The organism is Pseudomonas sp. IPO3774, from assembly GCF_013386835.1.
GTDB lineage: Bacteria > Pseudomonadota > Gammaproteobacteria > Pseudomonadales > Pseudomonadaceae > Aquipseudomonas.
The window spans coordinates 1-20,196 of the sequence record NZ_JACAQY010000074.1; the positions used below are offsets into that span (position 1 = coordinate 1).

The following is a 20,196-nucleotide window of genomic DNA, read 5'->3' on the forward strand; positions in this document are numbered from 1 at the left end:
GCGAGGCACCGAGTGGTGGGGCAAAGACCTTTTGGTTACTTTTGGGGCGTTTGCCAAAAGTGACCCGCTGTAAGAGCGGAACCATAGGTCGCCGTTACCTAAATAACGGATATGTACACCGAATCAAACAGCCGCCAAAGAAGGCTCCAACTGCCGCTGAGCCAACCAAATCTCCTCCTGCAACCACTGCGCAAACACCTGCAACTGCGGCGTATCCGTCTGCTCCGGTCGGGTCACCAGCCAATACGACTGATGCCCCTCCACATGCACATTCAGCACCTGCGTCAACTGCCCACTGGCCAACTCCGAAGCGACCATATGCCAATCCGCAATGGTAATCCCCAACCCATCGATCGCCGCCCGAATCGCCAAATCCAGCAGGTCAAACTCATACCCCCCCTCGATATCAACCCCACTGATCCGCGCCGCATCCAGCCAATGCTTCCACGTCAGATACCGCTGATCCTCCCGCGCCAGCACATGCAGCAGCGTCATGCGATTCAGATCAATCCCGTCACTCCACTCCCGGGCATACAACGACGGCGCACACACCGCGATATGCCGCTCCTGAATCAACAGCGAACTGTCCAAACCATCCCATTCCCCATCGCCAAACCGAATCGCACAATCCAGCGTACTGGTCTCCGCCAGGCTGTCCTGCAACCGGGTGGTAATGCTCAGCTCCAACTCCGGATGCTGCTCGCGCAAGCGCCCCAACCGCGGCATCAACCAACGATTGGTAAACGTCGGCGGCGCATTGATGTGCAACCGATTGGCATGGGACTTCTGCTGGATACTGCGCACCGTCAACTCGATCTTGTCGAACGACTGGTGCAACGCCCGCAGCAACACCCGCCCGGCACTGGTCAATTCCAGGTGATGGTGACGACGCTCCAGCAGGGCCTCGCCCAACTGTTCTTCAAGCTGGCGCACCTGGCGGCTGACCGCACTCTGCGTGACGTTCAACAGCTCGGCGGCCCGGGTAAAACTGCCGGTACTGCCGGCGACTTCGAAAGCTTTGAGGGCGTTGAGACCGGGCATTTTGCGTTTCATGGACGACACTCGGGAGCACAGGGGAAATAACCTGCACAACATACCTTTTTGTATTGGGTCAGCGGTAGCACTCCAGCCTGACAAACAATTAATCGTCGCAATCGCTGAAAGTGTCGTTTATCGCTACAGACCGTCGCTCACGAATAAATAGCCTGCGTATAACGCATGCACACTAAGACAATTAAGCATTGGTCGTCGCCAGACTATAAACGCTAGTCTGCCGATGTATTTCCTATAACTTCGCCCCTCTCTTTCGCGATTAACTTATCGAGTCATCGCCATGTCCAACGCACCCGTTTCATCCCGGCGAAGTATTGGCTTGCTGGCATTGGTGTTTACCGCCTGCAACGCCACCACCCACGGTTTCAGTGTGTTCCTGTATTCGGCGCTGTTGCCGCAGATCCGCCTGGCCTTTGAGCTCAGTTACAGCCAGGCCGCGTTGATTGCCGCGCTGTTGCAGCTGTTCTACATGGGCGCCTCGATTGCCAGCGGCCTGGCGGCGGCGTGGATCAGCCCGCGCAATATGGTGCGCCTGACCATCGTCCTCAGCCCCGCCCTGCTGGCCCTGGCCGTCGCCACGCCGTGGGTGCTGCCGTTTGCCCTGTGCCTGGCACTGGTGTCGGCGTGCGCGGTGTCGAACTGGAACGCGATTTCGGCCCTCGCTCAAGAGGTGATCCCGACTACACATCGCAGCCGGGTGCTGGGGCTGGCGTCCTCGGGCTCAGCCTTTGCGCTGTGCTTGAACGGGCTGTTGATCGCGCTGTTGCAGGGGTTGTCGTTGCGCCAGTTCTGGCTGATCTGCGCCGGGTTGACGCTGGTTGTCACGCTGTTGACCCTGTGGGCACTGGCCCCGATCAAGCAACCGGCACCACGCGAGACCATGGCGCCGGCGCTGAACCAAGTGCTGCGCCAATGGCTGAAGTTGTGCGTGGCACAACCGGTGGCAATGCAGATCGTCTTGCTCAGCGCGTTTATCGGCGCCATCAGCGGGCCGTTTCTGAATTTCCTGTCGGCGTTCGTCAGCGAGCAGCTACAAGCCAGCGCCTCCGTCACCGGCTCGATGTGGACGCTGATCGGGATCGGCGGTGTGATCGGCGGCTTGCTGCTGGGCACGCTGGCAGATCGTTGGGGGGCGTTGCGGGTGATGGCCCTGAGTATCGGCGCGTTTGGTCTGAGCATGCTCGGCTTGCTCGGGCACCCGAGCCTGGTACTGAGCTGGCTGGCGGCCGGGCTGTTCGCGCTGTTCTATTTCCCGTGTTGGGGCTTGATGGCCGCCTACGTCGGTGCCCGGCTCAGCCCGGTGCACAGCCTGCAAGTGGTGAGCCTGAGCATGGTCAGCTACGGCCTGGCCAGTGCCACCGGCAATGCCCTGTGCGGCTGGCTGCTGCAACTCACTGGCGAATTTGCGGTGGTGCACGGCTGGATCGCGGCCTGGGTGTTGGCCAGCCTGTTATTGCTCAAGCGCATGGCCCAGCGACACACCCGTGAAGCGCTGGCCGCCCAGATGCCCTGAGTGGCCCAGTTGCCGGCGCAGAATCTCCACCAGGGCATCCACTTCCGGCACCTGGCAACCGGCTGAACGCCAGAACATCAGGCGCGCCGGGGCAATCGGCGGGAAGCCCTGGCGCTCGTCCAGAATCTGCCAGTCGGGTGGCACCAGGCGCCGCGCCATCACGCCCACCGACAAGCCCTGCTCGATCGCAATCGCAATGCCGCGCGGGCTTTGGCTGGTGTAAACCACCTGCCACGAGCGCCCGGACTGGGCCAGCGCCTGCACGGCGTTCGCACGGAACGCGCAGCCCTCGGCGTACACCGCCAACGGCACCGACTGACGCCCCACGCAACTCCAGCTGGGCGCCGCGACCCACACCAACGGCTCGTCGCACAGGTATTCCCCGCTCTGCAAACCTGCGTGTTCCACCCCCAGCACCAGGTCCAGCTCGCCCCGTTGCAGGCGCCCCACCAGGGCCGTCGACATCTCGCAGCACACATCGGGCCGTACCTGGGAGAACTGCGCCTGGAAGTCCTTGAGCATCCCGCCCAGGCAGTACTCGGCGTAGTCCTCGGGCATGCCGAGGTGGATACACACCTGTTGATTGGGCAATTGCGCGGCGCTGACGGCCTCGCTGTGCAGCTTGAGGATCTGCCGGGCGTAGATCAAAAAGGTTTCGCCACCGGGGGTCAGGCCCACCGAGCGGCTGGTACGGCGGATCAGTGGCGTGCCGACGATGTCTTCCAGGCGTTGCAGGCTCTGGCTGACGGTGGATTGGGTCTTGTGCAGGCGCTCGGCGGCCGCCGAAAACCCCTGGCACTCGATAATTGCCACAAACACTTTAAGCAGGGTGCCATCCAGTTCGCCCGACATAACTATCGCCCTCGCCGATGGATTCGATCACAACTTGTAATTTCCACTTTGCACCTCGTTCAGCAACTATCGGGTCAGCCAAAAAACACCAACTGATAGTTCCGGGAGTCTTGCATGAGCCTTCAACTTGCTGACGCTGAAGTGGGCGATATCAGCGACATTATTAATACCGAGCTGTATCCCATACATGATTCGGGCCATGTTCAATTACAGGCCCTGATCGAACACGCCCGGGCCGAACTGGCCGAAGACGGCTGCTGCCTGCTGAAGAACTTCCTGCGCCCCGCAGCGCTTGAGCAGGCGCGCCTGGAAGGTTTGGCGCTGTCGGGCAAGACGTTTTATTCGGTGCGCAAGGTCAACGCCTACTTCACCGAGGACGACACCTCCCTGCCCCACGATGACCCGCGCCGCACGTTCATGGAGCGCACCAGCGGCTTTGTGACCCGCGACATGATCGCCCCGGACGCGATCATCCACCGGCTGTACGTGTCGCCGATGATGAAACGCTTTATCGGTGCCTGCCTGAATGAGCCGGAAATCTTCGAGTACGCCGACCCGTTCGCCGGGCTGGTGATCAACGTGATGCCGGACGGCACCGAGCAGCCCTGGCACTTCGATACCAACGAATTCATCGTCAGCATGATGACCCAGAAGCCCGAGGCCGGCGGCCTGTTCGAGTACGCGCCGATGATTCGCTCGCGCACCCAGGAGAACCTCGGCGCCGTCGGCAAGGTGGTGCGTGGCGAGGACCGTTCGCGGGTGCAGGAACTGGAGCTGAATCCCGGCGATTTGCAGATATTCAAAGGGCGTTTTTCGGTGCACCGGGTGACCCGCGTGGAAGGCGCCACCGAGCGCAATACGGCGATCTTCGCCTACTCCGAAAAGCCCGGAATCATTGGCCGTGCCCAGCGCACCAAGCAGCTTTACGGACGCCTGTCCGAAGCCCATCTGCAAGCCGAACGCAACCTGGTCCGCAGCGACCAGTTGCTCGACTGATTCATACCTAAAAAACCTTGAAACCGTATTTGCCCTGCGAGGAACACCCCATGAGTCTGTCCGGCCCCAACCGCAACCCCGCTGACTGCGAACCTACCCATGACGAGATCCAGCAGATCCAGTTGGACCGTCTGCAACGGGTACGCAACGAGCTGAAAAAACGCGACTACGCCGCCTGCGTAGTGTTCGACCCTACCCACATGCGCTACGCCACCGGCTCACGCAACATGCAGGTGTACTCGGCGCGCAACCCGGCCCGCTATGCGTTTATCCCGGCAGAAGGCCCGGTGGTGGTGTTCGAGTTCGGCGGCTGCCTGCACCTGGCCGAAACCCTCAACACCGTCGATGAAGTGCGCCCGGCCAAGGCCATCTCCTATTACTTCTGCGAAAGTTTCCTGGGCAATGTCACCGCCGACTGGGCCGCGGAAATCGATGAGCTGGTGCGCAAATGCGGCGGCGGCAAACGCATCGCCATTGAAAGCGCCACCTCCGCTGCGGCCTTCGAACTGCAAAAGCTCGGCTATCAGATATTTGATGCCCAGGAACCGCTGGAACGTGCGCGCTGCATCAAGGTGCCGAACGAACTCAAGATGATCCGCGCCAGCCTGCGTGCCACTGAAGCCGGGGTGCGCCTGATGGAAAGCAAACTCACCCCCGGCATCAGCGAGAACGAGCTGTGGTCGCACCTGCACCAGCACGTGATCGCCACCGACGGTGATTACGTCGAGACCCGCCTGCTGTCCTCCGGCCCACGCACCAACCCGTGGTTCCAGGAGTGCAGCACCCGGCCCATCGAAGCCGGCGACCTGGTAGCGCTGGACACTGACGTGGTCGGGCGTTTCGGCTACTACGCCGACTTCTCGCGGACCTTCCTGTGCGGTGAACAAGCCGCCACCGCCAAGCAGCAGGAGCTGTACAAACTGGCCTACGAGCAAGTGCAGACCAACATGGAAATGCTCAAGGCCGGGCGCAGTTTCAAGGAGTACGCGGAACTGGCCTGGAAGATTCCCGAGCATTACAAAAACAACCGTTACTTCGCCCTGGTGCACGGGGTTGGCATGACCGGTGAATACCCCTACGTGGTGCATCGCGAAGACATTGATGCCCTGGGCTACGACGGCGTGTTCGAAGCCGGCATGACCATCTGCGTGGAAAGCTACATCGGCCACGACGACGGCGGCGAAGGGGTCAAGCTCGAAGAGCAGATCTACATCCACGAACACGGCATCGAGTTGCTCTCCGACTACCCGTTCGACCCGCGCTTGTTGAAGTACTGATCGTTCCCACGCTCTGCGTGGGAATGCATCCCGTGACGCTCTGCGTCACCGTTTCGCAGAGGGGACGCGGAACGTCCGGGGCGGCATTCCCACGCAGAGCGTGGGAACGATCGGTCGGTGGGGAGCGACATGTAACATGCGTTTATAGAACGTTCCAACGCAGAATTTGTCGTTTGTCGATCTTTGCGCAAATGACAAAACTGCGGGCATCTCTAATAAAAACAACATGAGAGCTGCCCTATGTCCTGTCCCATTGCCACCCTCCCGACTTCGTTGCGCCTTGTTCTTCTGCCGGCTTCACAGCGGTCACGGTCACGCCTTCGCGGCGCTTGCCATTGACCCTTGCGGTTCAACAAAAAACGCATATTCGCAAGTACCGGAGAGGCTTATGAAAGAATTGACTACCCTGGACGGCGCCGCGCCGCATCCAGCCGTAAATGATCTGTGTGCCCAAGTGCAAAGCGGCGAAATCAACCGCCGCCAATTCCTGCGCACGGCCGCGCTGCTGGGCATCACCGTCGCCAGTGCCAGCACCTTTCTCGGTTCCGCACTGCTGGGCAATCACGCCCAGGCCGCCGAGCCACGCCAGGGCGGCAGCCTGCGGTTTGCCTGCGCGATCCAGGAAATCCAGGACCCGATGCTGATCACCTGGATCGAAGCCTCGAACCTGCTGCGCAACTCGGTGGAATACCTGACCTGGGTCGACGCCGACAACATCACCCACCCTTACCTCGCCGAGAGCTGGAGCCCGTCGGAAGACCTCGCCACGTGGACCTTCAACCTGCGCCAGAACGTGAAGTGGAGCAACGGCGACACCTTCAACGTCGACGACGTGCAGCACAATATCGAACGCTGGATCGCCGCCGATTCCAAGTCGGTGAACCGCACCGCGTTCCAGGACATCAAGGCCTTCGAAAAAGTCAGCGAGTTCCAGTTCCGCCTGGTGCTCAAGCGGCCGATCCTGGCGATCCCGGAGATGCTCAACGCCTTCACCTGCGCCATCGTGCACCGCAGCTTCAAGGCCGGTGACGACTGGGCGAAAAACCCGCTGGGCACCGGGCCGTTCAAGCTGGTTTCATTCGCCGTGAACAAGCAGGCGACCTTCGCCAAGCGCGCCGATTACTGGGGCAAACCAGCCAACCTTGACGAGTTGCGCTACATCGACATGGGCACCGACGTGTCCACCCACCTCGCCGCCCTGCAAGCCGGGCAAGTCGACGTGCTGTACCGCGTGACGGTGGCTGAACTGGACCTGGCCAAGCGCTTGCCCGGGGCCCAGTTGCTGACCTGCAAGTCGGCGCAAACCGTGGTGATGCGCATGGCCTGCGACCAGAAGCCGTTCACCGACCTGCGCATCCGCAAGGCGGTGGTGCTGTGCGCCGATAATGCGCAGATGCTGAAGATCGCCTATCGCGGCATGGGCACCCTCGGCGAAGACCATCATGTGGCGCCTTCCCACCCCGAATATTTCCCGCTGCCCAAGCGCAACCGCGACGTGGCGGCGGCCAAGAAGCTGCTGGCCGAAGCCGGCTTCCCCAACGGCATCGACATTGACCTGATCGTCGGCAACACCCAGGGCCGCTATGAACAGGACTGCGCGCAGATCCTGCAACAGAACTGCCTGGAAGCCGGGATCCGCATCAACCTCAAGGTGATCCCCGCCGCGCAGTACTGGCCGATCTGGGACAAGGCCGCCTTCAGCCTGACCTACTGGGCCCACCGCCCGCTGGGCGTAATGTCCCTGGAACTGGCCTACCGTGGCGGTGGTGCCTGGAACGAAAGCCATTACAGCGACCCGGCGTTCGATGCCGCGCTGGACAAGGCCATGGGCATCATCGACCCGAAACAGCGCGCCGTGGCGATGGAAAATGTCGAACGCATCCTGCAGGACGCCTGCGTGATCGTGCAGCCGTTCTGGGGCGACAAGTTCACCGCCGTGAGCAAAAAGGTCCAGGGCTTCCAGGTGCACCCTTCCGACTTCTACCCGATGGACAGTGTGTGGATGAGCGCTTGATTTAGCGCACGCCCTCCTCCCTGCCCGCACACGGGCAGGCATCCCTTGAACAGTCGGAGCATGCACCCATGGCTCATTTTCTGATGCGCAAGTTATTGGCGCTGGTGGCGACCCTGCTGTCGGTGTCATTGATCGTGTTCCTGGCCCTGGAACTGAATATCGAAGACGTGGCGATCAACGTCCTCGGCCCCTACTCCGCCGCCGACCAGCGCGCCGCGTGGCTGGTGGAACATGGCTATAACCAACCCTTTGTGTGGCGCTACCTGGTGTGGCTCAAGGACTTTGTCAGCGGCGACTGGGGCACCTCGGTGTACTTTCGCGAATCAGTGATCAAGCTGCTGCTGCCGAACCTTGCGCAAACCCTGACCCTGGCCGGCCTGGCCTTGCTGGTGATGGTGCCGGTGGCGTTGACCCTCGGCATTCTGGCCGGGATTCGCCAGGGCTCGGCGCTAGACCGCCTGGTGTCGTTCCTGTCGATCGTCACCACCTCGATTCCCGACTTCGCCAGCGCGGTGTTCGTCTCCGCGATCTTTGTGTTCTGGCTTAACTGGCTGCCCGGTGTGAGCAGCATGAGCGAGGGCTTCAGCGTCGTGCAATTGGTGCTGCCACTGATGGTGCTGTGCCTGTTCGGCATCGGTTACCTGGCGCGCATCACCCGGGCCTCGATGGTGGAAGTGATGCAGGCGCCGTACATCCGCACGGCGCGGCTCAAGGGGGCGTCGACCTCACGCATTGTGCTGCGGCATGCCCTGCGCAATGTGCTGATCGCGCCGGTCACGGTGATCATGCTGTACATCCCGTGGCTGCTGTCGAACGTGATCGTGGTGGAGGTGTTCTTCGCCTACAAGGGCTTCGGCTCGCTGCTGTACACCGCCTCGCTGAACCATGACGTGTACCTGATCGAAGCCTGCGCGATGGTCAGTGCCGTGGTGGTGGGCATCACCAAGATTTTCTCGGACCTGGCCTACACCTGGCTCAACCCGCGCATCACCCTGCGCAGCCTCGGCGGAGGTGCCCAATGAACCTGCTGCACTCGTTCAAACATCCCCTGGCATTGCTCGGCCTGCTGCTGGTGGGCGGCTGGGTGGTGATCGCGCTGTTCGCACCGTGGATCGCGCCCCATGATCCGCTGGAAAGCTTCACGCCCTTACTGACGCCAATGACCGTCGGCGACAACGGCCAGAGCTTCCTGCTGGGCACCGATATGATTGGCCGCGACATTCTCTCGCGGCTGATCTGGGGCACCCGTACCGTGCTGTTCTGGTCGATCCTCGCCACGCTCACCGCGTTTGCCGTGGGCATCGCCATGGGCCTGTGCGCCGGCTACTTCAACGGCTGGGTCGACAGCGTGCTGTCGTATGTGGCCGACACGGTGCTGTCGTTCCCGGTGCTGGTGCTGTACATCGTGATCATCATCGCCCTCGGTGCTTCGGCGCTGAATATCCTGATTGCGGTGACCTTCACCAGCGCGCCGGCGATCTTCCGGATCATGCGCGCCCTGACCATCGATATTCGCTCGCGAGACTACGTGCTCAGCGCCATCACCCAGGGCGAAGGCTCGCTGCGGATCATGCTGGTGGAAATCCTGCCCAACTGCGGCGGGCCGCTGATTGTCGATTTCTGCCTGCGCATCGGCTACACCGCGATCATGATCGGCGCCCTCGGCTTCCTGGGCCTCGGGCTGCCGCCGCCCACACCGGACTGGGGCGGCATGATCAATGACGGCCGCGCCATGGCCATCGCCTTCCCGCACCTGGTGATCTTCCCGTGCATCGCCATCTCCACCCTGATGCTGGGCCTGAGCCTGTTGGCGGACGGCCTGGATGAACACGCCCAGAAAGGCGCAAGGAGTTGAGCATGAACCACACGCAAGTACTGCGGGTGCAGAACCTGTCCATCGAATTGCCCGCCGGCGCCGACCGCAGCCACGCGGTGCAAGGCATCAGCCTGGAGGTGCGCAAGGGCGAAATCCTCTGCGTGATCGGCGAGTCCGGCTCCGGCAAGTCCGTGCTGTCGGCGGCGATCATGGGCGACTATGCCAAGGGTTTGCGGCATACCGAAGGCGTGATCGACTTCCTCGGCGATGACATTTGCACCCTCGACGAGGAGCGTTTGCGCCAGCTGCGGGGCAACCGTATCGCGATGATTTTCCAGGAGCCCATGGCGGCGCTGAACCCGGCGATTCGCATCGGCAAGCAAGTGGAAGAGATCTTCGATATTCACGCACCGCAGATGCCTGGCGCTGAACGCCGCGAGCGCATGCTGGCGCTGCTGGAGTCGACGCAACTGCCGGACCCGCCACGCATCGCCAACAGCTTTCCCCACCAGTTATCCGGTGGCCAATGCCAGCGGGTGGTGATTGCCATGGCCTTGGCAATGAATCCGGATTTGCTGATCGCCGACGAGCCCACCACGGCGCTGGACGTGACCACCCAGGCGCAGGTGCTGAAGCTGGTGCGCGAGCTGCGCGGCCGCGGGCAACACGGCATTCTGTTTATCACCCATGACTTCGGCGTGGTGGCGCAGATTGCCGACCGTATCGCGGTGATGGAAGGCGGCCGGCTGGTGGAAATCGGCGAGCGCGACCAGGTGCTGAATGCCCCGGCCCACGCCTACACCCGCAAGCTGATTGCGGCCGTGCCGGCGCTGCACCCGGAGCTGCACAAGCCGAGCGCCGACGGCGAGCTGGCATTGCGCATCGAGCACCTGACCAAGACCTACACCGTCGGCGGCAGCTCGGTGGCGGCCTTGCGCAATGTCTCGCTGCAACTGCCACGGGGCAAGACCCTGGCGATTGTCGGCGAGTCCGGTTCGGGCAAAAGCACGTTGGTGAAAGCCGCGATCCGCCTGGTGGACAGCGACAGCGGCCACGTATGGGTCGGTGACACCGACTTCCTGGCCCTGCGCGGCTCGGCGCTGGCGGCGAATCGTCGGCGCATCCAGATGATTTTCCAGGACCCGTATGGCTCGCTCAATCCTCGGCACCGGGTGGGCGACATCATCGCCCGCGCCGCGCAATTGCGCGGGTTGTCGGCCAAGGATGCGTGGGCTGAAGCCGGTGATTTGCTGGAACAGGTGGGCCTCAAGCGCGACGCCCTCAAGCGCAAGCCCCGGCAGTTCTCCGGCGGCCAGCGCCAGCGCATCGGCATCGCCCGCGCCCTGGCGATGCGCCCGGAAGTGTTGATCGCCGATGAGAGCGTGTCAGCCCTGGATGTCTCGGTGCAGAAACAGGTGCTGGAACTGCTGGCCGAACTGCAGCAGCGCCTGAACCTGAGCATCCTGTTCATCACCCACGACCTGCGGGTGGCGGCGCAGATCAGCGACTACATCGCGGTGATGCGCCAGGGCGAAGTCGTGGAATACGGCACTGCCGAGCAAGTGTTGCTGCGACCTCAGAACACTTACACCCAGACCTTGCTGGCCGCCGCCCCCGGCGCCTCGGAGCTGCCCACGGCAGGCCCGCCGTTGCGGCTGATTCGCCCGCAAGCGCACTGAGTCAACCCTTTACCCCGCGTCGCAGCGTTCGTTGCGGCAAGGGGCTGCTGTTGCCAAAAAATAACCAATAACGAGAGCAAAACCATGCGACCAACCTTCCGTTACATCGCTCTGGTCCCTGTGCTTGGCGCCCTTGCGGCACCGGCCATGGCCATTCAAGTCACCGACAACCTCGACCTCGGCGGCGCCGTGCGCGCCCGTTGGGACTACGACCCGGATCGCGACATCCAGAAGTTCGGCCTCGACACCGCGTACCTCAGCGCCAAGTACAACTCCGACACCTGGATCGGCGAAGCGCAGTACCGGTTCTACGGGCGCTCCTACCCGTACCAGTACACCAAGAACTACGGCGATATCCAGTTCGCCAAGTTCGCCTGGGTGGGCTACAAGTTCAACCCCGACCAGCAGGTGCAAGTGGGCCTGAACACCGTGCCGTTTGGCTTGCAGCCGTACTTCGGCAGCACCTTCTACGAAACCCTGGGCAACGTGATCGGCCTGGAAGATGTGCAGCAGGTGGGCGCCAAGTACATCCAGCAAAGCGGCGACTGGAACATCCAGGCCGGTTACTACCTGCGCCCGGCGTGGCAAGGCAAAGGCACGAGCAAGGGCGTGACCTACTCCAGCGTGATCTCCGAGGCCGACAGCTACGTGGGCGACGGCAGCAACAACCAGGAACGCAACACCGTGGTGGTGCGGGTAGCCAAGGCCATGGACCTGGGCGGGTGGAAATCGGAAGTCGGGCTGTCCGGCCTGACCTCCACCCTGGAGAACAAGGACACCAATGACGATGGCCGACGCAACGCGGTGGCGATCCACTACCTGGGCAAGAACGGCCCGTGGGGCGTGCAATTGCAGGCGGCACGCCAGCAGATGTCGCCGCGCAACCCGGGCACCGACAGCGTGGTGACCCTGGGCGGGTATGACGGCACGTTCAACGTGGCCAGCCGCGGCAATCTGTATGTGGCGGATTTGAGCTACGACGTGGCCGGCAAGTACCTGTTTGACCAGGTCAGCGGTGTGAAGCTGTATGCCAACTACAGTGCGTTTGACAAGTCCGAGGATCAGTTCAAGACCTCGCAGCGGGTGATCCTGGGCACGTCGTTTTCGGTGAGTAAACTGTGGGTGGCCACGGAGTGGTTGATCGGCAAGAACGATCCGTATATTGGTGGGAGCAGCTATACCGAGAGCTTGGGAGCTGGGGGGAGTAACCAGTGGGAGAATCAGTTGTATATCAACATTGGCTACTACTTCTAAAATAGGCGGCGTCTTCACTGACGCCTTCGCGAGCAAGCCCGCTCCCACATTTTGACCGCGGCGCCGATCAAATGTGGGAGCGGGCTTGCTCGCGAAGAGGCCGCCAAAAACACCATAAAAACAACAGGTGTGGAATCCATTTCATGCGCCAACTGCCCTCCCTCAACATGCTCCGTGTCTTCGAAGAAGTCGCCCGCCACCGCAGCTTCAGCCAGGCCGCCGTGGGCCTCAACGTCACCCAGGGCGCCGTCAGCCGCCAGATCAAACAACTGGAAGACTACCTCGGCGTCGCCCTCTTCATCCGCACGCCCCAGGGCCTGTCCCTGACCGAAGCCGGCTTCGCCCTCTCCCCGCACCTGAGCGACGCCTTCGACCATATCGAGCGCGCCCTGCACGCCGTGCGCGTGCCCAACCTGCGCCAGCGCCTGCGCATCGTCGCCCCGCCCACCTGGGCCACCCGCTGGCTGTCCGCCCACCTGCGCCGGTTTTGCGAGCGTTACCCGGACATCAACCTCAGCGTCACCCACCAGAACACCCACGCGAGCCTGGCGGAAATCGACTGCCAGGTCCGCTTCGGCCTGGAAGCGGCCACGCAGTGCAGCAGTGAACTGTTGGTGATGGAACGCCACATCGCCGTAGCCAGCCCGGAACTGTTCAGCGACGGTCAGCCGCCCGACCTGCGGCGCTTTCCGCTGCTGCACATCCTGCACGATGGTAAGCGCTTGAAGGTTTGGGAGAACTGGCTGGCGGCCATGGGCCGGGAAGATATCGATGCAGGCCAGGGCCTGGAATTCAGCACCCTGGACCAGGTGATCCACACCGCCCTGGCCGGCGGTGGGCTGGCGGTGATCGACCGGCAGATGATCGAGCGTGAACTGGCGAATGGCAGCCTGCTGCCGATCACCCCGGTGGAGGTGATCGGCCCGTATGGCTATTGGCTGGATGTGGCAAGTGACAAGCAGGGTTTATCCAAGGTTCGGTTGTTTACGCAGTGGTTGAACCGGGTGAGCAATCCCTGACACCGCAGGCTCGGCCTTGCACGCCTGGCTCAAGGTCAACGCCTTGGTTTCCGGCGCCCAGGCCCAGGAGATGATCGCCCCCAGCACCAGGATCGCGGCGAGGATGCCCATGGTCGGGCTCAGGCCGATCCCCGCTACGCTCACCGGCAACAGGAAGGTACTCACCGCCGAACCCAGGCGGCTGATGGCTGTGGCAAGGCCGATGCCGCTGGCCCGCACTTCGGTCGGGAAGCTCTCCGCCGGGAATACGCCCACCAGGTTGCTCACCGCCGACAGCACCAGGGTGAAGACGCCGAACGTCAGCACCATCAACCACGCCATGCTGCCCGGCAATACCGCCAGCAGGAACAGCGCCGCCGCCAGGATGATGAACGAGTTGATCAGAAAGCCCCGCCGGGAGAATTTCACGGTGCACCAGATGCCGATCAAGGCGCCGATGATCAGCAGCAGGTTGAGCATCAGCTCGGTGCCAAAACCTTCGGCCAGGCCCATCTTCTGCAGGATCGACGGCAGGAAGGTGTAGATGGCGAAGTACGGCATCACGATGCACACGAAGAACAGGCAGTTGAACGCGGTGCGCTTGCGGTATTCACGGCTGAACAGCACGCCGTAGCCGGAACGGGTTTGCGTCGACGGTTCTTCATCGAGGACCACGTGTTCGCCGAGGTGTTTCTTGACGATGGCTCGGGCCTCGGCAATCCGGCCCTGGTTGATCAGCCAGCGCGGCGATTCGGGCGTGCCGATGCGCGCGATCAGGATCAGCCCGGCAGGAATTGCCGACGATGCGAGCATCCAGCGCCAGGCATCATCGCCGAGGCTGAGCATGGCGGTGCCGACGAAAGTCGCGGCCACGTAACCAACCGTCCACACCACGCTGAAGGAGCCCAGCAGTACCCCGCGATGTTTCCTGGGCGAGAACTCGGCGAGCATCGCGTGGCCGACGCTGAAGTCGCCGCCCAGGCCGATACCGATCAACACCCGGCAGAGGAACAGGCCCATGGCGGTTTCGGCGTAGAACTGCATCACCGAGGCAACGGTGATCAGGACGAAGCTGACCAGGAAGATTTTCTGCCGGCCGAGGGTGTCGGAGATCCAGCCAAAGAACAGGCTGCCCATAAACAGGCCGATCAGGGCCGAGGCGCCGATCAGGCCTTGCCAGAAGGCGTCCAGTTGCATCTGTGGGCTGAGCAAGGTGAAGGCAATGCCGATCAGGCCGAGGATGTAGCCGTCGGTGAAGTGGGCGCCGAAGGTCAGGCCGGCGATTTTAAGGTGGAAGCGACCGATGGGCAGGTCGTCGATTTTGATGGGTTGAGTGGACATGGTGTTCTCCATATTTTTGTTCTTGACGGAGTAACAGCGGGCAAGCCCATTTCCCTGTGGGAGCGGGCTTGCTCGCGAAGGCGGTGTGTCAGTCAATGCATGTGGTGGCAGGCCCACCGCTTTCGCGAGCAAGCCCGCTCCCACATTGGATCGGTGTTGTTTGGGTAAATGGGGTCAGAGACCGCCCATCAACAGGTATTTGATCTCCAGGTAATCCTCCAGGCCGTACCTGGAACCTTCACGGCCCAGGCCCGACTCCTTGATCCCGCCAAACGGTGCGACTTCGGTGGAGATGATCCCTTCGTTGATCCCGACCATGCCCGCTTCCAGGCCTTCGGCCATGCGCCATACGCGGCCGATGTCGCGGCTGTAGAAGTAGGCGGACAACCCAAACGGCGTGTCATTCGCCCGTTGCAGCACTTCGGCTTCGTCCTTGAAGCGGAAGCAGGCCGCCACCGGGCCGAAGGTTTCTTCCTGGGCAATCAGCATCTCGCCGTGGGCTTCGGTGAGGATGGTCGGTTCGAAGAACGTCCCGCCCAAGGCATGGCGACGGCCGCCGCACAGCAGCTTGGCGCCTTTCTCCAGAGCGTCGCCGACGTGGGCTTCAACCTTGGCCAACGCGGCCGCATTGATCAGCGGGCCTTGTTCGGTTTCGCCCTCGAGGGCGCTGCCGACGCGCATCGCAGAGACCGCTTCGGCCAGCTTGCGGGTGAACGCATCGTACACAGCGTCCTGGATAAAGAAGCGGTTGACGCAGACGCAGGTCTGCCCGGTATTGCGAAACTTGGAAGCCATGGCGCCTTTGACGGCAGCGTCCAGGTCGGCATCGTCGAACACGATAAAGGGCGCGTTGCCGCCCAGTTCCAGGGAGACCTTTTTCAGGGTGTCGGCGGCCTGGCGCATCAGCAGCTTGCCGGTGCGGGTGGAGCCGGTGAAGGACAGCTTGCGCACAATGCTGGAGGCTTGCAGTGCGCCACCGATGGCCACGGCATCGCCGGACACGATGTTGAACACGCCCGCCGGAATCCCGGCCTGTTCTGCCAACACCGCCAGGGCGAAAGCCGACAGCGGGGTTTCTTCCGACGGTTTGAGAATCATCGTGCAACCCGCCGCCAGCGCCGGGCCAACCTTGCGGGTGACCATGGCCAGGGGAAAGTTCCACGGGGTGATCGCCGCGACCACGCCAATGGCTTCCTTGGTCACGATGATGCGGGCGTCGGCCTTGTGGCTCGGGATCACGTCGCCATAGGCACGCTTGGCTTCTTCGGCAAACCATTCGAGGAAGCTCGCCGCGTAGACCACTTCGCCCATGGCTTCGGCCAGCGGCTTGCCCTGTTCCAGGCTGAGCAGGTGGGCCAGGTCCTTCTGGTTGCTCAGCATCAACTCGCTCCAGCGCTTGAGTCGCTGGCTGCGTTCCTTGGCGGTGAGCTTGCGCCAGGCCGGCAACGCGCGGTTGGCGGCGGCAATGGCCAGGTTGGTTTCTTCAGCACCGGCGCGTTGTACTTCGGCGATCTGCGCACCATTGGCCGGGTTGCACACCGGGTAGACCGGCCCACTGCTGGACCATTGGCCATCAATGAAATTGCCTGTGCGAATCAGCGGGTTCATGCCACGGCCTCTATCAGGTTAAAACGGTCCAGGCCCGGACGGGCGCTGCGCAAGATGCGTTTGCCGGCGGTGTAGTCGTTGATCACATCGCACGGCGTGTAGTTGCGTTCCAGCTCGTGCAGTTCTTCGGCATCCAGTTGGGTGTCGAGGGCTGCAAGCGCGCTATCAAATTGTGCGGTGGTGTCGGCGCCCACCAGCATCACGTCCACACCCGGATGATTGGCCACCCAGGCCTGGGCAATCTGTGCGTTGGACACGCCACGGGCACGGGCCACACGTTGCACCGAGTGGGCGATGTCGAACGACGCCTGGTCGCTGTACATCTGCTGGGTGAAGAAGTCGGTCTGGTTGCGGGTCGACTGCACTTCGCCGGTGAGCAAGCCACGGGCCAGCGGGCTGAACACCGACACGCCCAGGCCCTGGTCGCGGCAGAACGGGATCATCTCGCGCTCTTCCTCGCGGTAGGCGCAGTTCAGTTGCAGCTGCATGTTGATCGGCTTGACCCAGCCATTGCGCTCGCAGGCCATGAGGATTTTTGCCAGTTGCCCGGTGAGCATGGTCGACACGCCGATGTAGCGCGCCTTGCCGGAACGCACGATGTCGTTGAGGGCGCCCATGGTTTCTTCCACCGGGGTGTTCACGTCGAAGTAATGCAGCATGAACACGTCGACGTAATCCATGCCAAGGCGGCTCAGGGACGCGTCGATGCTGTCCATGATGTGCTTGCGCGAATGGCCGCTGGCATTGATGCCGCTGCGGGTGCCGTAGCCGACCTTGGTGGTGACCACGATGTCTTCACGGCGCGCAACGCGCTTGAGGATGCGCCCGACCACTTCCTCGCCGACGCCTGCGGAGTAGAAGTCCGCCAGGTCGATGAAGTTGACACCGTTGGCCAGGGCATGGGCAACGATGGGTTCGCTTTGTTTCTCGTCGAAGATCCACGGTTTCCAGTCCGGGGTGCCCATGTTCATGGTGCCCAGGCACAGGCGCGAGACTTGCAGGCCGGAGTTGCCCAAACGGATGTATTGCATGGGAATGTCCTCAGGCTTTTGGCGTGTAGAAAGGGTTGCTGATGTGGTTGACCACATCCGCCAGTTGCGCGGTGTGTGGCAAGCCTGTGAGGGCGGCGCGGATCGCGGTGCGGCAGGCGTTGTAGTTGTTGAGGTAGACCGCATCCAGGTCATCGCAGGCCGGGTTGACCCAGTTGGCGGTGACAATCGCCCACTCGTCCTCGGCTTCCGGCGGCAGGGTGCCGTCGAGCAGGGCTTCGAGCACCGCCTTGGCGATCCCGGCCTGGGACGCGCCCCAGGTGGCATTGCCGTGCAGGTCGCTGCCGATGGCGGCCTTGTTGACGTAGAGGGTCATGGGTTTGACCGGGATGTTCGGCTGGGCAATCACCATGAACGGGCAATGGCCCTGGCTTGGCGACGCCAAACTGTTGGCAAACGCCTGGCCGGCCGGACCGTTGCGCGGGCCGATGAGGATGTTGATGTGGGCAGCATTGACGCCTGGGCCTTCGAAGCCTTCGCCGATGTACAGATCAAGTGCTTTCATTTCGCAAACGCTCTTTTTTGTTATGGGGAGCTGGTTGGCGAATTTTTAGCACTGGCCCGGGTAGCGGCCGTAACCATTAAAAGTCATGGGGCTGTGAGTTTTAGTCATGGCCCTGCGACCATCGGCGTGGTCTTGTGCGTTGACCATCGTTGCTACACCCCATATAGTGTGCCCACAAACACAGACAACCACTACATAGTGTGCAAGAACGCTGAACACCGACCACACTATGCGCAGTATTTCAATGCCTTGAAGCCTGCAAAACGCACATTTTTGAACACGCTGGGTGAATCGAAGCCCACGCCGTCAGACGGACCACGAAGGAGCAATTCAATGCTGAGTTGGGATGAAGCAGATCAACCAGACACCGGTGACGTAGTCATCCGGGGCGCCAACGCCGGCCACGCCACCGAAGCCAACATGGACCGCCTCGACGGTGCCGGCGCTGCCGCCGCCCTTGAAGCCCGCAACGTGACCGCCAGCGACTCCGCCGCGATCATCCGGGCCAAGGCCGCCCTCGACAAGCTCGACGTCGCCGAAGGCCTCGCCGAACTCGAAGGCTCCGCCGCCCGCGTCGCCGTTGACGAAAAGCGCATGATCAACTGCCGCGCCGACCTCAACCAACTCGTACCTTTCAAGTACGACTGGGCCTGGCAGAAGTACCTCGACGGCTGCGCCAACCACTGGATGCCGCAGGAGGTCAACATGACCGCCGACATCGCCCTGTGGAAAAACCCCGAAGGCCTGACCGACGACGAACGTCGCATCGTGATGCGCAACCTCGGCTTCTTCTCCACTGCGGATTCGTTGGTCGCCAACAACCTGGTACTGGCCGTGTACCGCCTGATCACCAACCCGGAGTGCCGCCAGTACATCCTGCGCCAGGCCTTCGAAGAAGCGATCCACACCCACGCCTACCAGTACTGCATCGAATCGCTGGCCATGGATGAAGGCGAGATCTTCAACATGTACCACGAGATTCCATCGGTCGCCAAAAAGGCTGCCTGGGGCTTGAAGTACACCCGTTCGATCTCCGATCCGAAGTTCGAAACCGGCACCGTCGAAACCGACAAAGAATTGCTGCGTAACCTGGTCGCGTACTACTGCGTCCTGGAAGGCATCTTCTTCTACTGCGGCTTCACCCAGATTTTGTCCATGGGCCGTCGGAACAAGATGACCGGCGTGGCCGAGCAGTTCCAGTACATCCTGCGGGATGAGTCGATGCACCTGAACTTCGGTATCGATGTGATCAACCAGATCAAAATCGAAAACCCGCACTTGTGGGATGCCGAGATGAAGGAAGAAGCGACCCAGATGATCCTGCAAGGGACTCAGCTGGAGATTGAATACGCGCGTGACACCATGCCGCGTGGGGTGCTGGGGATGAATGCGGCGATGATGGAGGACTACCTCAAGTTCATCGCCAACCGTCGTCTGTCGCAGATTGGGTTGAAGGAAGAGTATCCAGGGACGACTAACCCATTCCCGTGGATGAGCGAGATCATGGACTTGAAGAAAGAGAAGAACTTCTTCGAGACCCGTGTGATCGAGTACCAGACTGGCGGCGCGCTGAGCTGGGATTGATTTAAAGCGGCCCCTTCGGGGGCCGTGTTGTTTCACCTGTCGATGTTTTTTTATGCCCAATCAAACCATCAAGACCCCCTGCGTCGGCCTGTGCTCCACCGTCTACGGAGACCTGGTATGCCGGGGCTGCAAGCGCTATCACCATGAAGTGATTCAGTGGAACGGCTACAACGCCGAGGAGAAACAGGCGGTGTGGCTGCGCCTGGAACAACTGCTGGTGCAGGTGATGACCAGCAAGCTGCAGGTGCTGGACCCGCAGCGCCTGCGCCAGCAACTGGAAGATCGCAAGATCCGCTTTGTGCCCCACCAGTCGCCGTATTGCTGGGCGTACCAGTTGATTGCCCGGGGCGCGCGGGTGATTTCGAAGCTGGATGCGTATGGGTTGGCGCTGTTGCCGGAGTTTCGCGAGCGCAATCTGGCAGATTTGCGGGATGCGATTGACCGGGAGTTTTTCCTGTTGTCCGAGGCGCATTACGAGCGGTATATCGCGCCGGGGTTTCTGCGGGAATCGTTTGGGGCGCCGTTGATAGCCAGTATTTAGACAACCACACAGAACCAGTGTGGGAGCGGGCTTGCTCGCGAAAGCGGTGTATCAGTTGCCGGATATATTGACTGACACACCGCATTCGCGAGCAAGCCCGCTCCCACATTTAGATC

17 protein-coding genes are annotated in these 20,196 nt (G+C 62.0%); 11 read left to right on the forward strand and 6 right to left on the reverse strand.

The genetic code is table 11. From position 1 onward, the window contains the following. Positions 1 to 123 precede the first annotated feature (123 nt). Positions 124 to 1,053 (reverse strand): LysR substrate-binding domain-containing protein, encoded by a 930-nt coding sequence (locus HYE77_RS31835; protein WP_032899060.1) that lies wholly within the window; start codon positions 1,051 to 1,053, stop codon positions 124 to 126. A gap of 280 nt (positions 1,054 to 1,333) precedes the next feature. Between HYE77_RS31835 and HYE77_RS31840 the strand changes: the two genes are divergently transcribed. Next, on the forward strand, positions 1,334 to 2,566 hold the full coding sequence (locus HYE77_RS31840; RefSeq protein ID WP_177070543.1) for an MFS transporter: 1,233 nt from the start codon (positions 1,334 to 1,336) through the stop codon (positions 2,564 to 2,566). On the opposite strand, the gene HYE77_RS31845 is transcribed toward HYE77_RS31840, so the two are convergent. After that, the gene (locus HYE77_RS31845) at positions 2,504 to 3,418 is read right to left on the reverse strand and encodes a LysR family transcriptional regulator (protein WP_177021270.1); all 915 of its coding nucleotides are present in this window, start codon (positions 3,416 to 3,418) and stop codon (positions 2,504 to 2,506) included. The genes HYE77_RS31840 and HYE77_RS31845 overlap by 63 nt on opposite strands. 114 nt (positions 3,419 to 3,532) lie before the next feature. Here HYE77_RS31845 and HYE77_RS31850 point away from each other — a divergent pair, with 114 nt between their 5' ends. The 8 genes from HYE77_RS31850 (at position 3,533) to HYE77_RS31885 (ending at position 13,473) form a co-directional block, all read left to right on the forward strand. Beyond that, positions 3,533 to 4,414: a hypothetical protein gene (locus HYE77_RS31850; RefSeq protein WP_008432881.1), complete on the forward strand. Its 882-nt coding sequence runs from the start codon at positions 3,533 to 3,535 to the stop codon at positions 4,412 to 4,414. Between the two features lie 50 nt (positions 4,415 to 4,464). Beyond that, the gene (locus HYE77_RS31855) at positions 4,465 to 5,691 is read left to right on the forward strand and encodes a Xaa-Pro peptidase family protein (RefSeq protein WP_177070545.1); all 1,227 of its coding nucleotides are present in this window, start codon (positions 4,465 to 4,467) and stop codon (positions 5,689 to 5,691) included. Positions 5,692 to 6,079: 388 nt separating this feature from the next. After that, positions 6,080 to 7,705, forward strand: a complete 1,626-nt coding sequence (locus tag HYE77_RS31860; RefSeq protein WP_003218570.1) for an ABC transporter substrate-binding protein — start codon at positions 6,080 to 6,082, stop codon at positions 7,703 to 7,705. A 68-nt stretch (positions 7,706 to 7,773) separates the two neighbouring features. Next, the gene (locus HYE77_RS31865; protein WP_003218572.1) at positions 7,774 to 8,727 is read left to right on the forward strand and encodes an ABC transporter permease; all 954 of its coding nucleotides are present in this window, start codon (positions 7,774 to 7,776) and stop codon (positions 8,725 to 8,727) included. Next, on the forward strand, positions 8,724 to 9,560 hold the full coding sequence (locus HYE77_RS31870) for an ABC transporter permease (protein ID WP_003218574.1): 837 nt from the start codon (positions 8,724 to 8,726) through the stop codon (positions 9,558 to 9,560). Before HYE77_RS31865 ends, HYE77_RS31870 begins: the two co-directional genes overlap by 4 nt. Positions 9,561 to 9,562: 2 nt before the next feature. Further along, complete coding sequence (locus HYE77_RS31875) at positions 9,563 to 11,200, forward strand: ABC transporter ATP-binding protein (protein WP_177070546.1); 1,638 nt, start codon at positions 9,563 to 9,565, stop codon at positions 11,198 to 11,200. Between the two features lie 84 nt (positions 11,201 to 11,284). Further along, the gene (locus HYE77_RS31880) at positions 11,285 to 12,454 is read left to right on the forward strand and encodes a hypothetical protein (protein ID WP_177070548.1); all 1,170 of its coding nucleotides are present in this window, start codon (positions 11,285 to 11,287) and stop codon (positions 12,452 to 12,454) included. A gap of 143 nt (positions 12,455 to 12,597) precedes the next feature. Further along, on the forward strand, positions 12,598 to 13,473 hold the full coding sequence (locus tag HYE77_RS31885) for a LysR substrate-binding domain-containing protein (RefSeq protein WP_008432889.1): 876 nt from the start codon (positions 12,598 to 12,600) through the stop codon (positions 13,471 to 13,473). On the opposite strand, the gene HYE77_RS31890 is transcribed toward HYE77_RS31885, so the two are convergent. The 4 genes from HYE77_RS31890 to fae form a co-directional block, all read right to left on the reverse strand. Then, the gene (locus tag HYE77_RS31890) at positions 13,420 to 14,793 is read right to left on the reverse strand and encodes an MFS transporter (protein WP_177040191.1); all 1,374 of its coding nucleotides are present in this window, start codon (positions 14,791 to 14,793) and stop codon (positions 13,420 to 13,422) included. The two genes, HYE77_RS31885 and HYE77_RS31890, sit on opposite strands and share 54 nt — an antisense overlap. A 174-nt stretch (positions 14,794 to 14,967) precedes the next feature. Then, the gene (locus tag HYE77_RS31895) at positions 14,968 to 16,401 is read right to left on the reverse strand and encodes an NAD-dependent succinate-semialdehyde dehydrogenase (protein WP_177070550.1); all 1,434 of its coding nucleotides are present in this window, start codon (positions 16,399 to 16,401) and stop codon (positions 14,968 to 14,970) included. Further along, the gene (locus HYE77_RS31900; protein ID WP_102606526.1) at positions 16,398 to 17,432 is read right to left on the reverse strand and encodes an aldo/keto reductase; all 1,035 of its coding nucleotides are present in this window, start codon (positions 17,430 to 17,432) and stop codon (positions 16,398 to 16,400) included. Before HYE77_RS31900 ends, HYE77_RS31895 begins: the two co-directional genes overlap by 4 nt. 10 nt (positions 17,433 to 17,442) lie before the next feature. Continuing rightward, a complete protein-coding gene (gene fae, locus HYE77_RS31905) occupies positions 17,443 to 17,955 on the reverse strand; it encodes a formaldehyde-activating enzyme (protein WP_003212394.1) in 513 nt (170 codons plus the stop codon). A 333-nt stretch (positions 17,956 to 18,288) separates the two neighbouring features. On the opposite strand from fae, the gene HYE77_RS31910 reads away from it, so the two are divergent. Next, positions 18,289 to 19,539, forward strand: coding sequence for a ribonucleotide-diphosphate reductase subunit beta (locus tag HYE77_RS31910; protein WP_008432895.1), 1,251 nt, complete (start codon positions 18,289 to 18,291; stop codon positions 19,537 to 19,539). Positions 19,540 to 19,591: 52 nt separating this feature from the next. Then, the gene (locus HYE77_RS31915; protein ID WP_003208512.1) at positions 19,592 to 20,080 is read left to right on the forward strand and encodes a DUF1289 domain-containing protein; all 489 of its coding nucleotides are present in this window, start codon (positions 19,592 to 19,594) and stop codon (positions 20,078 to 20,080) included. The last annotated feature ends 116 nt before the right edge of the window (positions 20,081 to 20,196 follow it).